At 49.6% G+C, this 13,588-nt stretch carries 15 protein-coding genes; 3 read left to right on the top strand and 12 right to left on the bottom strand.

The features are described from left to right. Positions 1-2: 2 nt before the first annotated feature. The 6 genes from pyrH to EKM96_RS03755 form a co-directional block, all read right to left on the bottom strand. Positions 3-725 (bottom strand): UMP kinase, encoded by a 723-nt coding sequence (pyrH, locus tag EKM96_RS03780; RefSeq protein WP_125639936.1) that lies wholly within the window; start codon positions 723-725, stop codon positions 3-5. Positions 726-926: 201 nt separating this feature from the next. Continuing rightward, entirely contained in the window at positions 927-1,811 is an 885-nt protein-coding gene (tsf, locus tag EKM96_RS03775) for a translation elongation factor Ts (RefSeq protein ID WP_125639933.1), read from the bottom strand. Between the two features lie 151 nt (positions 1,812-1,962). Next, positions 1,963-2,766: a 30S ribosomal protein S2 gene (gene rpsB / locus EKM96_RS03770; RefSeq protein WP_125639930.1), complete on the bottom strand. Its 804-nt coding sequence runs from the start codon at positions 2,764-2,766 to the stop codon at positions 1,963-1,965. A 259-nt stretch (positions 2,767-3,025) separates the two neighbouring features. After that, entirely contained in the window at positions 3,026-4,021 is a 996-nt protein-coding gene (locus EKM96_RS03765; protein WP_125639927.1) for a D-2-hydroxyacid dehydrogenase, read from the bottom strand. A gap of 91 nt (positions 4,022-4,112) precedes the next feature. Beyond that, on the bottom strand, positions 4,113-4,394 hold the full coding sequence (locus EKM96_RS03760) for a GIY-YIG nuclease family protein (RefSeq protein ID WP_125639924.1): 282 nt from the start codon (positions 4,392-4,394) through the stop codon (positions 4,113-4,115). After that, positions 4,381-5,130 (bottom strand): tRNA1(Val) (adenine(37)-N6)-methyltransferase, encoded by a 750-nt coding sequence (locus EKM96_RS03755; RefSeq protein WP_125639921.1) that lies wholly within the window; start codon positions 5,128-5,130, stop codon positions 4,381-4,383. The genes EKM96_RS03760 and EKM96_RS03755 overlap by 14 nt, the downstream gene beginning before the upstream one ends. 100 nt (positions 5,131-5,230) lie before the next feature. Here EKM96_RS03755 and EKM96_RS03750 point away from each other — a divergent pair, with 100 nt between their 5' ends. Next, positions 5,231-5,887: a lysophospholipid acyltransferase family protein gene (locus EKM96_RS03750; RefSeq protein ID WP_125639918.1), complete on the top strand. Its 657-nt coding sequence runs from the start codon at positions 5,231-5,233 to the stop codon at positions 5,885-5,887. A 57-nt stretch (positions 5,888-5,944) separates the two neighbouring features. Here EKM96_RS03750 and EKM96_RS03745 read toward each other — a convergent pair whose 3' ends face one another. The 4 genes from EKM96_RS03745 to EKM96_RS03730 all read right to left on the bottom strand — a co-directional run bounded on the left by EKM96_RS03745 (position 5,945) and on the right by EKM96_RS03730 (position 10,204). Then, positions 5,945-7,738, bottom strand: coding sequence for an ABC transporter ATP-binding protein (locus EKM96_RS03745; RefSeq protein ID WP_125639915.1), 1,794 nt, complete (start codon positions 7,736-7,738; stop codon positions 5,945-5,947). After that, positions 7,731-9,488 carry an ABC transporter ATP-binding protein gene (locus tag EKM96_RS03740; protein WP_125639912.1) on the bottom strand — a complete coding sequence of 586 codons (1,758 nt, stop codon included), beginning with the start codon at positions 9,486-9,488 and terminating at the stop codon, positions 7,731-7,733. Before EKM96_RS03740 ends, EKM96_RS03745 begins: the two co-directional genes overlap by 8 nt. A 133-nt stretch (positions 9,489-9,621) precedes the next feature. Continuing rightward, positions 9,622-9,846, bottom strand: a complete 225-nt coding sequence (locus tag EKM96_RS03735) for a YneF family protein (protein ID WP_125640346.1) — start codon at positions 9,844-9,846, stop codon at positions 9,622-9,624. A gap of 109 nt (positions 9,847-9,955) precedes the next feature. After that, positions 9,956-10,204 carry a DUF896 domain-containing protein gene (locus EKM96_RS03730; RefSeq protein WP_125639909.1) on the bottom strand — a complete coding sequence of 83 codons (249 nt, stop codon included), beginning with the start codon at positions 10,202-10,204 and terminating at the stop codon, positions 9,956-9,958. Positions 10,205-10,384: 180 nt separating this feature from the next. Between EKM96_RS03730 and lexA the strand changes: the two genes are divergently transcribed. Further along, complete coding sequence (gene lexA, locus EKM96_RS03725; RefSeq protein WP_061775946.1) at positions 10,385-11,014, top strand: transcriptional repressor LexA; 630 nt, start codon at positions 10,385-10,387, stop codon at positions 11,012-11,014. A 56-nt stretch (positions 11,015-11,070) separates the two neighbouring features. Here lexA and EKM96_RS03720 read toward each other — a convergent pair whose 3' ends face one another. Next, positions 11,071-11,511, bottom strand: coding sequence for a nucleoside 2-deoxyribosyltransferase (locus tag EKM96_RS03720; protein ID WP_125639906.1), 441 nt, complete (start codon positions 11,509-11,511; stop codon positions 11,071-11,073). Between the two features lie 217 nt (positions 11,512-11,728). Here EKM96_RS03720 and EKM96_RS03715 point away from each other — a divergent pair, with 217 nt between their 5' ends. Beyond that, complete coding sequence (locus tag EKM96_RS03715) at positions 11,729-12,316, top strand: hypothetical protein (RefSeq protein ID WP_125639903.1); 588 nt, start codon at positions 11,729-11,731, stop codon at positions 12,314-12,316. Between the two features lie 65 nt (positions 12,317-12,381). Here EKM96_RS03715 and EKM96_RS03710 read toward each other — a convergent pair whose 3' ends face one another. Beyond that, entirely contained in the window at positions 12,382-13,560 is a 1,179-nt protein-coding gene (locus EKM96_RS03710) for a hydroxymethylglutaryl-CoA synthase (RefSeq protein WP_125639900.1), read from the bottom strand. Between the last annotated feature and the right edge of the window lie 28 nt (positions 13,561-13,588).

The following is a 13,588-nucleotide window of genomic DNA, read 5'->3' as shown; positions in this document are numbered from 1 at the left end:
TATTATTTACCCCTAACTGTCGTCCCAATATTTTCGCCCTCGACAACTCGTCGGATGTTTCCTGGTTGGTTCAAGTTGAAGACGACGAATGGAATATCATTATCCATTGAAAGTGAGCTAGCCGTCGTGTCCATGACGTCTAAGCCCTTGTTGATGATGTCCAACTGTGTCAGTTGGTCAAACTTAACGGCCTTGGGATCCTTGTTTGGATCGGCTGAATAGATCCCATCAACCCCGTTCTTTGCCATTAAGATGGCATCGGCATTGATTTCTGCCGCCCGCAACGCAGCCGTCGTGTCAGTGGAGAAGTATGGGCTCCCCGTTCCACCGGCAAAAATCACGACGCGTTCCTTCTCAAGATGCCGAATGGCCTTGCGCCGAATATAAGGTTCGGCAATTTGCCGCATCTCAATAGAAGTCTGAACACGCGTTGGCACCCCAATCGATTCCAAGTTATCTTGAAGTGCTAAGGCATTCATGATCGTCGCTAACATGCCAATGTAGTCGGCTTGAGCGCGTTCCATGCCCATTTGCGCGCCAGCTTCACCACGCCACATGTTACCGCCACCAACCACAATAGCGATTTGAATGCCGAGTTCATAGACATCCTTTACTTCTTCCGCTACGGTTTTAATTACTGGCGGATTGATGCCAAATCCTTTGTCACCGGCTAGTGCTTCGCCGCTGAGCTTTAACATAATCCGCTTATACTTTACGTCCGCCATTGTGTTTCCTCCTATTGTATTCTGACAACAATTTTATCATAAACCCCGGATGAGTGATAGTAACGCAACAGGAAAACCCTTGATTTCTAACAAATTACTGTCCAAATCTGGCATTTCACCGTCCCATATCCGACTCCGCCGCCAAATTCACAAAAAAAGCGTGGGTCTCCCAAAGGAAATCCACGCCGTAAAAAGTTTAAATTAGCCGTTGATTTGGTCTTGAACTTCTTGAGCCAAGTCAACCGTCTTCTTTTCGATACCTTCGCCAACTTCGTAACGAACGAAGCTAACTAACTTGCCACCCTTGCTGGCAACAAATTGGCCAACAGTCTGGTCGCCATCCTTAACGAATGGTTGGTCAGCTAAGCTGATTTCTGACAGGAACTTGTGAAGACGACCTTCGACCATCTTTTCAACGATCTTTTCAGGCTTGCCTTCGTTCAATGCTTCTTGCTTCAGGACTTCACGTTCGTGGTCCAAACGGTCGGCAGGAATGTCATCCTTAGAAACGAATTCAGGGTTGATAGCAGCAACGTGCATGGCAACATCCTTGGCAGTGGCTTCATCAGCACCGTCTAAGACAACAACGGCAGCGATTTGGCCACCTTGGTGTAAGTAAGCGCCGAATACTTGACCGTCAGTCTTGTTAACAACGGCGAAACGACGTAACTTAACGTTTTCACTCGTAACTTGAGTGGTCTTGATGATGGCTTCGTTAACCGTGTCCCCATCGGCAGTTGGTAATGCCAAAGCGGCATCCATGTCGGCTGGTTGGTTAGAAGCAATGGTGTTAGAGATAGCATCAACTAAACCGTTGAAGGTATCGTTAGTTGCCACGAAGTCGGTTTCGGAGTTAACTTCGATGATGGCAGCGGTGTTACCGTCTACCTTCACGCGAGCTAAACCGTTAGCAGCAATGTTGCCGCTCTTCTTCTTAGCCTTAGCAATCCCTTTTTCACGTAAGAAGTCGATGGCCTTGTCCATGTCGCCTTCAGAAGCAACAAGGGCCTTTTTAGCATCCATCATCCCAACTTGAGTCTTGTCACGTAACTCTTTAACTTGTGCTGCAGTGATCTTACTTGCCATGTGTAATGGCCTCCTTATTTTCATTTCATTCAAGGCATCAAAAAAGACTGACTCAATATCTCAGGCCATCAACGGTCCTAAACATTAAGCCAGCCTAAGGTGCTTTAAATCTAGTATTTGGAAAGTACCGTTACCGGTACCTTGCATTTAATTACTTGTTGTCGCCTTCAACAGCGTTGACGATGTCTTCCATCGAGTTGTCAGCAGCCTTCTTGTCGCCATCAGCGGCAGCAGACTTTTGACCATCGAAGGTCTTTTCGTCAACTTGGTCTTCACCCTGACGGCCTTCAACGATAGCGTCAGCCATCTTAGAAGTGATCAGACGAACGGCACGGATAGCGTCATCGTTAGATGGGATAACCACGTCAATTTCATCTGGGTCAGTGTTCGTGTCAACCATAGCAACAATCGGAATGTTCAACTTTTGTGCTTCGTGAACAGCGATTTGTTCCTTACGAGGGTCAACGATGAACATAACGTCAGGAAGCTTAGGCATATCTTCGATACCGCCTAAGAAACGTTCCAACTTATCTTGAGACTTCTTAAGCAAGGAAACTTCCTTCTTAGGAAGAACATCAAACGTCCCGTCAGTAGCCATCTTCTTCAATGACTTAAGACGCTTGATCCGCGTTTGGATGGTTTCCCAGTTAGTCAAAGTCCCACCTAACCAACGGTGGTTAACGTAGTATTGACCAGCACGGGTAGCTTCTTCTTCGATAGAGTCTTGTGCTTGCTTCTTAGTCCCAACAAACAGAACAACGGCGCCCTTAGCAGCTTCGTCCTTCATGTAGTTGTAAGCAGCATCGATTAACTTCACCGTCTTTTGTAAGTCGATGATGTAGATACCGTTACGTTCCGTGAAGATGTATTGCTTCATCTTAGGGTTCCAACGACGAGTTTGGTGACCAAAGTGGACACCGGCTTCGAGCAGTTGTTTCATTGAAATAACAGCCATGATAAAATGCCTCCAAATAGTTTTTGATTTCCTCCCCCATGCTCACACGACCAAAGAACTCTTCCGAGCACCCCTTCAGTCATCACATGAGGTGTGAATTGGCGCATACGCACCGAAAGTAATTATACAAAACTAGCCGTCTAAACACAAGTTAAAATCTGACTTTTGTCAAATTTTCATTCAGACAAGCCAAAGGGCCCGAAATGACTGGCTCGGGCCCTTCCTTCAATTAAATAATAGTGTCGTTGATTCAGTGGCTCTAGAACTCGACTTGGTTTTCGGCATGACCCGATTCAATCAATTGCTTATTGTTATTCAAAGCAAATTGAACCATGTTCTTAACGGCCGTCTTGGTGTAGAAAGCGATGTGTGGGCTAACCAGCACGTTATCTCGCCGCATCAAGTTCTTCAGGCGTTCGTCCGGAATATCCTCAAAGCTCTTGAAGTCGGCATTAAAAAGACCAACTTCGTCTTCGTAGACATCCAGGGCCGCCCCGGCGACCTTGCCGCTGTCCAGCGCACGAATCAGGGCATCGGTATCGATTAAGGCCCCACGGGCTGGGTTCAAGATCCAGACGCCGTCCTTCATCTTGGCGAAGGCCGCATCATCAAGCATCTTGTTATTATCCTTCGTTGCGGGCGCGTGTAAGGAAATAACGTCGGCTTGGGCATAGAGATCATCCAGTGAGTCAACGTAAATCCCGGCCTTTTCCAATTCCGGATTGTGGTAAACATCGTAAGCAATCACCTTAGCACCGAAGCCTTGGTAAATCTTCATCGCCGCGCGACCGATCCGTCCAGTAGCCACAATCCCAACCGTCATCGAATTGAGTTCATCGGCAATGTCGGGGGCCCAGGTTAAGTCCCCAGCGGCCTGCTTGCGATCGAAGGTTGGTGTTCGCCGTAACAACCGCATTAATTCCGTCACCGTAAATTCGGCAATGGCAGCTGGTGAATAGGCTGGCACGTTAGTCACCTTAAAGCCATTACGCTTAACCGCGTCGGCATCGACGTTGTCGACCCCCACGTTACGTAAGGACAGGTTAGTAATGCCATTGGCAGCTAACTTATCAAGGACGTCAGCCGTGTAAGGCTTTTGTTGGTAAACCACTGCCCCGTCATAGCCCTTAGCAAGATCCACCGTCGAGTCATCTAATAACTCCCCGACAGCCTTAACCTCAATCCCTTGGTCCTTGGACCATTGATCTAAGTATGGGCGTTCATCGTCACGGATGCCATAAGCAATAATTTTCACAGTAAGCTCCTCCTTAATTAGGTCATAGGTGTTTCATTAATCGGTACCGCTTCATTCTAACACAGCCCGAGTTGTTTGCTTAGTCAAAGACCTACTTGGTTAAGTGAACCCCTTGTTCCGCCAGGAAGGCCAGCTTGCGCTGACGAGTTTGGTGCTTGAATGCCCATTCGGCATGCAGGGCGTCATGCTTGTTATCGAACCCCTGACTGAACAGAACCTTTACTGGCCGGTGAACCCGAGTGTATTTGGCCCCCTTGCCAGCCAAATGAGTGGCAAATCGCTTGGCCACATCGGTGGTAAAGCCGCCATACAACGAGTCATCCTCGCATAGCAACACGTAGAAAAAATAATTATCGGCCTCAATGGTTGCCATAGAGCAACGCCTCCACTTCCGCCGAATACGCCCCTTTCTGGTCATAAACCGTCAGCGGTGACAGGAAGCGCATGCCGCCCGAATGGCCATCCTTAATCGCCTCGACAAGGACCATGTTGGCCTCCTTACCCGGCTTAGGGTGAACCAGTCGAACCCGCTTGGGCGCGAGCCGATTGGCCGCCATCAACTGCGTCAATTCTAAGAACCGGTCTGGCCGATGGACAAAATAAGCCTTCCCGTTCATCTTAAGTAGGCCACTCGTTGTCGCCACAATTGTCGCCAGGTTGGTCGTGATCTCATGGCGCGCGATGGCTAAATATTGATTAGGATTCTTCTGACTATCCGGCAGGTCGGCAAAGTATGGCGGATTACAGGTCACCACGTCGGCCGAGTCCTTGGGAATCCAGTCGTTGACGTTGGCCAGGTCACCCTCATAGACCGTCATTTGGTCGTCCAAATCATTCAGGGTGATACTCCGTCTGGCCATATCGGCCAAGCGTGGCTGTAGCTCCACCTCAGCAATCTTGCCATGCGTTTTCCCACTCATGAACAGGCCCACGGCACCATTTCCCGCACACAGGTCGACCGTTTGGCTGGTTGCTCGGGCAGGTAATGTGGCAAAGTCCGCTAGTAAAACGGCGTCCAACGAGAAGGCAAAAACGCTGGGGCTTTGGATGATTTGAACATCCTGACTATAAAGTTGGTCGATTCGTTCATCGGCTTTTAAGCTGGTCATTCTACTCTTCCTCTCGGCAAACCCTCGCAGATCACTTGCAACGCCAGCATTTTTTTTGCATACTAGTCTAATATAGAAACGCTGCGAGAGGAGTGCACTCATGTTTTATTCGTTTTTGCGCGGGATTATCCGCGCCTTACTCTTTCTAATTAACGGACGGGCCACCTATCAACACCGTGACGATCTGCCCGACGGCCCCTACGTCTTGGTGGGCCCCCATCGGACTTGGTTCGACCCCGTCTACTTTGCGCTGGCCGCGAGCCCGCGCAAGTTTAGCTTCATGGCTAAAGAAGAACTCTTCCAAAATCCAATTTTGCGATGGATTTTGGTTCGCGTCAATGGTTTTTCTGTAAATCGTGATCATCCCGGCCCGTCGGCCATCAAAACACCTGTCCGTATTCTACGCCAGGGCGACCTGTCCTTAATCATGTTTCCCTCGGGGTCGCGTCACTCGGCCGAGCTCAAGGGTGGTGCCGCCGTCATTGCTAAGATGGCCCGCGTGCCCCTCGTTCCCGCCGTTTACCAGGGGCCATTGACCTTCAAGCGGCTCTTCTCGCGCCAACGGGTGACTGTTGCCTTTGGCAAGCCAATCACCATTGACCGGAAGCTCAAGCTAGACGAAGACGGCCAAAAACAAATTGAACAACAGATGCAAGCTGCCTTTGACAGCCTGGATAAAGAAATCAATCCGGACTTTCACTACGTGGACGTCACCGGGGAAGAAAAAGCCGCCAAAGAACAATCTAAGCTCAAATAACCTCAAATAAAAAAGGGAACCGGAGATTGTCTCTGGTTCCCTTTTTGCATACAACAATTAATGGTCATGTGCGGCATTCTGGAGTTGAATCATGTCGTAGTAATAACCCTTTTGGGCCATCAACTCATCATTGGTTCCCCGTTCCATGATCTGGCCTTGGTGCAACACCAGAATCTGGTCGGCATTCTGAATCGTGGATAACCGGTGAGCAATGGCGATGGTCGTCCGGTTCTCTTGAAGCTTGTTGAGACCCGTTTGAATCATCGTTTCCGTCTCGGTATCGACGTTAGCCGTCGCCTCATCCAGAATTAAAATCTTGGGATCGGTCACCACGGTCCGAGCAAAGGTAATCAGTTGCCGTTCCCCGGCAGAATACTCAGTCCCCCGTTCGAGCACGGGCGTTGTATAGCCTTGTGGCAGCCGCTCAATGAACTCGTCCGCTTGAACAAATTGCGCCGCCTGCCGAACTTCCTCATCGGAAATCGAGGTATTATACATCCGAATATTGGTCTGAATATCACCGTAGAACAACTGTGGCTCTTGAAGAACCAAACCGAGCTTTGAACGCAATTCTTCTGCTGGATAGTCCCGAATGTCTCGGTCATCGACCAAGACTTCGCCGGACTGAAATTCATAGAAGCGCATCAAGACATTAATCGTCGAGGTCTTCCCCGACCCAGTCTGGCCAACTAATGCCACCGTCTGTCCGGGTTCAACCACGAACGACACGTCCTTCAGCACTGGATGCTCCTGGTCGTAGGCAAAGGTCACGTGACGAAATTCAACTTTCCCGCGCGTAATCGTTGCCCCGGCAACAGGATGTTGCTTGGGTGCCAGTGTCTGATCATCCACAATCCGCAGAACCCGAGAGCCGGCAACCATCCCATTTTGAAAGTCACTGAGGCTGTCCATCATATTACTCATTGGGCTGTAGAAATTGTTCAGGTACGTGATAAAGGCATAAATGACTCCGGCCGCCACAATTTCATGGAGGCCACGGACACCGAATAACCCCAAGACCAGGGCTGTGCCCAGCGCATAGAACAGATTAATCATTGGGCTTAATAGTAAGGTGTTGGTCTTAATCATGGCCTTGCGCGTGGCGTAATAGGCCTGATTGGTTTTTTCAAATTGCTTCGACGTTCGATCTTCCTGCCGAAATTCCTGAATAACGGTAATCCCAGTAATGGCTTCGGCCAACTTGGTATTCAACTGGCTCAAGCGTTCCCGCATTCGCCGATAGACTTTGGAACTGTAGTGCTGATAATACCAGATCGTCACGACCAGGAATGGCACTAAGACCAGCGTCCACAGCGCCACCTTAACATCGGTGAGGTACATGGCGATGAAGGACGACACGACGGCAAACAGGGCCAGGATCAGCGTGTTCAGTAACGCCCAGAAGTTAGCAAACGTCATGGTGTCGTTCATCAATCGTGACAGAATCGATCCACCTGGCGTCTGATCGAAGTACCGCATCCCCTTCGTGTGGAGCTGGCTAAACAACTTCCGGCGGACATTTTCCAACATGTATTCGGCACCCATCGTACTCGAATAGTTCTGCCAGAATTGCATGATGGCCCGCACCAACATCCCACCAAAGTAAAATCCGGCAAACATCCACATGATTTGAATCGTGGCATTACTGGTTCTCAAGTAGCGGTCCATATAAGTTTGTAACAGCCAAGGAAGAAAAACATTGACCGCGCTGATGGCGGCGGAGAGCACCACCGACCAGATGAAGAACCACTTGTAGGGTCCCGCGAAGCCCATCAGGCGACGGACCACGGTCAGCTGTTCCTTCGTGGTCATGCTCTTGGCCCACGCAGATTGATGAGCTTTATCAGCCATTGGTGATCCCTCCCTTCGCTTGGGTCTCTAACTGTTGTTCAGTAAACATTCTTTGATACCAACCGCCCTTGGCCATGAGTTCTGCGTGAGTCCCACGCTCGGCCACGGCGCCTTCGTCTAATACCAGAATTTCATCGGCGTTCATCACCGAGCTCAGTCGATGAGCCGAAATAATCGTGGTCTTGTTGGCCCGTTCTTCCTTTAAATTCTGTAAAATTTCGGCCTCCGTCTCCGCATCAACCGCGGACAAGGCATCATCCAAGATTAACAATTCCGGGTCAATTAAGAGCGCCCGCGCAATTGCCAATCGTTGTCGTTGGCCCCCGGAAAGCGAAATCCCTTGCTCGCCAACCTGGGTTTCATAGCCATCCGGTAACTGGTCGATTTGCCCGGCCAGGTCACTCTTGGCCGCGGCCGCTTCAACCGTCTCCTTGCTGGCGTCGGGCCGAGCGAAGCGGATATTTTCGAAAACAGTGCTCGAAAATAGAAAACTCTCTTGTGGCACATACCCGATGGCGGGCAGATAGCTGTCTAAGGCATAGTCCTTGATGGAATGCCCACCGAATGAAATATTGCCATCGTATTGATCAAACTCACGTAGCAATAGCTTCATAATGGTAGACTTTCCGGCGCCAACCCGACCGACAATCCCTAAAGTGTGGCCAGCCGGCAAATCAAAATCAATTTGCTTGAGACTAGCACCCGCATTGTCGGGGTAATCGAACCGATTGATATGATAGTCAACCGTCCCGGTTGGCCGAACCGTTAAGCCATTCTTCCGGTCGATGATATGAGTCTTCTGTTCCAGAAGCTCCATGACCCGGTCATAACTGGCATTGCCCCGTTCCATGGTATTAAACAGCATCCCCACGGCAAACATCGGCCACACCATCATGGCCAAGTAACTGATAAAGGAAACCAGGTTCCCAATCGTAATCACGTGATGCGTGACAAAGAGCCCCCCAAGAACGATGGTGGCGACATAGGAAATCGAAATGACCAGTGTGATGGCTGGGTCAAACATGGAATCCAGCCGGTTGACCCGCCGATTAATCTTAATGGTTTCGTCAACCTGTTCATCAAAGTCAGCGACATCGGCCTCACCTTGTCCCAGGGCCTTGATGACCTTAATCCCACTAATACTTTCCTGAGCCTTGTTATTCAGCCGTGAGAAAGCCGCTTGGGAAGCACTGAAGGCCCGATGAATCTTTTGACCTAAGTAACGGGAAATAACCGCTAGGAATGGGAAAGGAATAATAGCTAAAAGTGTCAACCGCCAATCAATCAGCGTCATCATGGCAATCAGTGTCGTCCCACCGGTAATGATGGCATCGGCAAATTGCAAGATCCCACCACCGGCCACCCGCTGGATGGCCTCAAGGTCATTCGTGGCGTGGGCCATTAAATCCCCCGTCCGATACTTCTGATAGAAGACCCGGTCCATTTGCATAAAGTAATTAAACAGCCGGTTTCTGAGGAGCTGCTCCAAATGAGCTGCGCCGCCCCAGATAGCATTGCGCCACATGTACCGTGTGGCATATTGGCCAACGGCCGCCAGAACTATAAAGCCGATGTCGGTGGCTAATTGCCGCCCCGTCATCGATTGGCCGTGAATACCATCGACCAGGTTCCCAATAATCCGTGGCGGGATAATCGCAATGATCGCGGTCAGTAAGAGACCCACGATCCCTACCAGGTATTGCCGCCATTCAAGCCGGAAATACCACGCTAGTTTGCGAAAAATACTCATGTCGATCCCTCCTTAAATTAGAATACGATTAAAATTATTACAGACTTAATAAGTTTACCCAACTTTCTGCAAAATGCAACTAAAAAAGCTCACCGCGCCAGAACTGGCATGGTGAGCCTCAAGAAGTCAACGCCTACTTGTCGTGAGCGTTTTGTTTCATAGCCGTCATCATTTGATGCAGCTTACGTTGAGATGGTTTTTGACCCATCTGCAGCATCATTGCCCGCAGCTGGTCTTCATTAATTGGTGGATTATCTTTTAAGTAATTTTGCATGTACTTACGGGCGCCGAAGAATCCGGCAACCGCACTTGCAATCGCAACCACAATAATAATCAAAATCCAAATCCAAGGTGCAATATTAGCCAAAGCGTGTTCCTCCTCGCTTGAAGTCATTCAACTCCCAATTTTACACAAATCTAACGCAAAATAAAAGAGTGAATCTTCAAAAAAAGACTCACTCAACCATTTAATTGTCGCGAAGTCCCTTGGCCCGCTGTAGATCTTGGACTTTTTTAGGGGTAACTTCATTCCCATCCTTATCAAAGACCGCCATCGTTTCAATCTGACTCTTAAAGCTTTCACGAAAAAGTTTTAGGTATTGTTGACGAAGATCGGCCCGTTCTGCCGTTTCGGCATCCGTTAATCCTTCATCCTTTGCCTTATGTGCCAGTTCGTTAATCCGGACCAACAGGGTATCCATCGTGGTTTCAGCCATCAAATCTACTCCTCTACGTCAAATTTATTATTTTCACTGATTTTTCACTAGCTCATATCATATCAGGGTTGATTCGTGAATTCAACCAATCTACCCGAACATCTGTTTGAAAAAGCCGTAACCCTATGCTACAATTGCTTTAAACCAAACTATGACTGACGAATGAGGTGGCAAAATAAGATGAGCAAAGCTTCAGAAAGTAAACAACTCGCGGTTCTGCGCTTCATTTGGGAACGCGTTAACGAAAAAGGATACCCGCCAACGGTTCGTGAAATTGGCGAAGCCGTTTCCCTGTCTTCGACGTCGACCGTTCACGGTCACATCGCCCGACTGGAAAAGAAAGGCTTACTGACGAAGGACCCCACGAAGCCACGGGCCCTCGAAGTTACCCCTGCCGGTTTGGACGAACTAGGCGTCCACGAAAAGCAAACACAAATTCCTGTGCTGGGGACGGTTACCGCCGGGGAACCCATCCTGGCCGTGCAAGAAGCGACGGACTACTTCCCCATTCCACCCGAATTTGAACGTGACGATGATCAATTGTTCATGCTCACCATTCGCGGTGAAAGTATGATTAACATCGGCATCTTGAATGGTGACCAAGTCATCGTTCGCCGGCAACAATCCGCTGACAATGGCGACATCGTCATTGCCATGACGGAGGAAAATGAAGCAACCTGCAAACGTTTCTTTAAGGAAGCCGACCATTTCCGTCTGCAACCGGAAAACGACACCATGGCGCCAATCATCTTGAACCACGTTAGCGTGTTGGGTAAGGTTGTCGGGCTGTTCCGCGACGACGTCCACTAAATGTAAAAAAATAAGGCTGCTACCAATATGGTAGCGGCCTTTTTAATGACTCGAGTTTAGATAACCTTGCCTTCATAATGGCTTTCAGGCAGCGTAGAAAAGTCATACGTTGCCAATTCAGCAGCATCAGTCAGGTGGGCGTGGAGGCTTTCCGCCAGCATCAAGTTCAGAATTGTTTTCTTCTCATGCAGAAGCACGACCGGCTTCTTACTGTGGAAGGCGTAGCCAATTTCAAAGGCCGTACCGGAATCCACTTGGTCGTCGACGAAATCTGACAAGGCCACGACAACGTCGGCCTTATCGATCTGCGAAACGTCCATTTGGAAGGTTTGCGTGGCCCATTCGGGCGTGCCCATGGTCAGCCCTGGGATCTCGTCTAGACGAGGGCTAAAGACATGGCCGATTGTCGGGTTGGCAGCTAAGGCCTTTTCTACCCGTTCGATTCGCTCAATCTGTTCATCATCAAAGAATGGTCCTGCTAAATAGATATTGGTCACACTAATCTCCTCTTTTCTCTGGTATACGAATATTATACTGGAAAGATTAACTTTTGGCGACAACTTTAACATTAATATTCGGTTATAATTCGCTTAGGCCGTCATAATTACATTTATATTGGAAATAATTCGACTTTAATTCAAATTTACTAACCGAGGGTCTCGCGCTTTATCAACGTGTTATACTTGATTTAAATTGTGTTGTGGGAGGTTTACTATGTTTCTTGGTTTTGCTATTTTTGGGGCGATTATCGCCATTATCGCAGCCTTTTCCCTAATGACTGCCATTCAGCAACATGATTCCTGGATTGGCGCCACCCTGCTACTCACGGTGGCCGTTATCGGCACGGGGCTTTCTATCTGGAAGCTCCCCTACTGGTCGAATTCGGATTCAAAACCGGCGACATCCATGTCGCAAAAGCCATCGATGAGTTCTAGCGGTAGTCAAACCTTTGGCGCCTCATCGAGTTCAACCATGACTCGGCCCGAGGCCGAAAAAATCATTCGTCAGCAACTCGGTAAGGCCTTAAAATCAATCGGAACTATCAGCTTCAACAGCGACAACAAGACCTATGCCATCACCGTGACCAATAAGGATCTGATCAAGACCATCCAAGCACTTGAGAAGGACCCTAGTCAGGCCAAGCAGGCCAAATGGCCCCGCTTCACCAGCAACTTCACAAAGACCAGTAAGTCCATTCAAAAATCACTCGGGGATGGGTACACCTTAACCCTCGGCCTAAAGAACGAATCACCGGTATTGGTCTTTAAAGACGGTGCCGTGACGAAAAACGAATTTGATTAGAACATGACTTAAACAAGGGCGGCCGCGATAAATTCTCAGCCGCCCTTGTTGATCAATCGTTTCATTTAACAAGTTGTTTGTTGCCGATACAACCGTTGTTCGCCACGACGGCCAGCCAGGTAGTACCGTGCATGTTCCGTGCCAACCGGCAAGCGCACGTCCTCAGCATCGTTGGGCAACTGTTCATTGAAGAGTTCCTCATACTCATCGACGGTAACCGCCGTCCGCTGGTCCAGCATCGCCGCAATTTTGGCTTCGGCGAACCCCTTACGATAGGTTGGTTCTACGGTACCGCTAAAGAACTCGCCCTCGGCGCCCGAACCATAACTAAAGAACCCAACCGTCTCGCCACCCTGTAGCTGGCCATGACGCAGCAGGGACAAGAAACTCAAGTACAGAGATCCGGTGTATAGGTTCCCGACATTGCGGTTGTCCTCCTGGCTAGCCTCAAAGTTAGCCGTTAGACTCGCCTGCTGGTCAGCTGATGCGGTGGGCAGAATTTGCCGCAGCCCCTTCCGTCCCATTTTAGTGAATGGTAGATGGAAAACAAAGGCCGTGAAGTCGGCAATGGTTTTGCCAGTCTGACGTTGATAGTCCTGCCAAACCGTCTCGAAAAACTTGAGGTAGACATTGGTCGAGTACCGACCATCGACCAGGGCTTCCGTTCGATAGACTGGCCGCCAAAAGTCCATCACGTCTTCGGTATGGTAACTGCTGACGGCATCCAACGTTAAGACCCGTGGGTTGGCCGTGACCATCATCGCGATGGCACCACCCCCCTGAGTCACCTCACCGGCGCTGTGCAAGCCGTACCGGGCAATATCTGCCCCAATCACCAGCACCTTGGCCGCTGGGTGAACCCGGACAAAGTCCGCCGCAATTTGTAACCCGGCCGTTGCCCCGTAGCAGGCCTGCTTCACTTCGATTGCCCGAGTATTGGTTGGGAGCCCGAGCAAGTGTGCCAGGTAAACGGCACTCGCTTTGGAGTTGTCGACCCCGGATTCGGTGCCAAAAAGCACCATGGCAATTTCAGATTTAGTTGTATCAGACAATATCTGTTCTGCCGCATTTGCCGCCATCGTCACAACGTCCTGAGTAGGCGGAATCACCGCCTGTTTCGTTTGGCCAATGCCAATCAGGTACTTGTTGGGATCGTCTCCCCGAGCCACCGCTAAATCGGCTAATGGTAAATACTGGTCGGGCGTGTAAAACCCAATCTGGTCAATTCCGACCTTGACGCTCATCAACTGACGCCTCCTTGTGCCCAAACGG

The sequence above is a fragment of the Levilactobacillus tangyuanensis genome (genome assembly GCF_003946545.1).
GTDB classification, from domain to species: domain Bacteria; phylum Bacillota; class Bacilli; order Lactobacillales; family Lactobacillaceae; genus Levilactobacillus; species Levilactobacillus tangyuanensis.
Note: the sequence above shows the minus strand (reverse complement) of the source record. Positions and strands in the feature narration are given on the sequence as shown.

Coding starts and splice junctions, on each gene's coding strand:
- lexA (WP_061775946.1), top strand. CDS start 10,385: ATGAGCAAAGCTTCAGAAAGTAAACAACTCGCGGTTCTGCGCTTCATT.
- rpsB (WP_125639930.1), bottom strand. CDS start 2,766: ATGGCTGTTATTTCAATGAAACAACTGCTCGAAGCCGGTGTCCACTTT.
- EKM96_RS03755 (WP_125639921.1), bottom strand. CDS start 5,130: ATGACCAGCTTAAAAGCCGATGAACGAATCGACCAACTTTATAGTCAG.
- EKM96_RS03710 (WP_125639900.1), bottom strand. CDS start 13,560: ATGAGCGTCAAGGTCGGAATTGACCAGATTGGGTTTTACACGCCCGAC.
- tsf (WP_125639933.1), bottom strand. CDS start 1,811: ATGGCAAGTAAGATCACTGCAGCACAAGTTAAAGAGTTACGTGACAAG.
- pyrH (WP_125639936.1), bottom strand. CDS start 725: ATGGCGGACGTAAAGTATAAGCGGATTATGTTAAAGCTCAGCGGCGAA.
- EKM96_RS03750 (WP_125639918.1), top strand. CDS start 5,231: ATGTTTTATTCGTTTTTGCGCGGGATTATCCGCGCCTTACTCTTTCTA.
- EKM96_RS03730 (WP_125639909.1), bottom strand. CDS start 10,204: ATGGCTGAAACCACGATGGATACCCTGTTGGTCCGGATTAACGAACTG.
- EKM96_RS03760 (WP_125639924.1), bottom strand. CDS start 4,394: ATGGCAACCATTGAGGCCGATAATTATTTTTTCTACGTGTTGCTATGC.
- EKM96_RS03745 (WP_125639915.1), bottom strand. CDS start 7,738: ATGGCTGATAAAGCTCATCAATCTGCGTGGGCCAAGAGCATGACCACG.
- EKM96_RS03715 (WP_125639903.1), top strand. CDS start 11,729: ATGTTTCTTGGTTTTGCTATTTTTGGGGCGATTATCGCCATTATCGCA.
- EKM96_RS03740 (WP_125639912.1), bottom strand. CDS start 9,488: ATGAGTATTTTTCGCAAACTAGCGTGGTATTTCCGGCTTGAATGGCGG.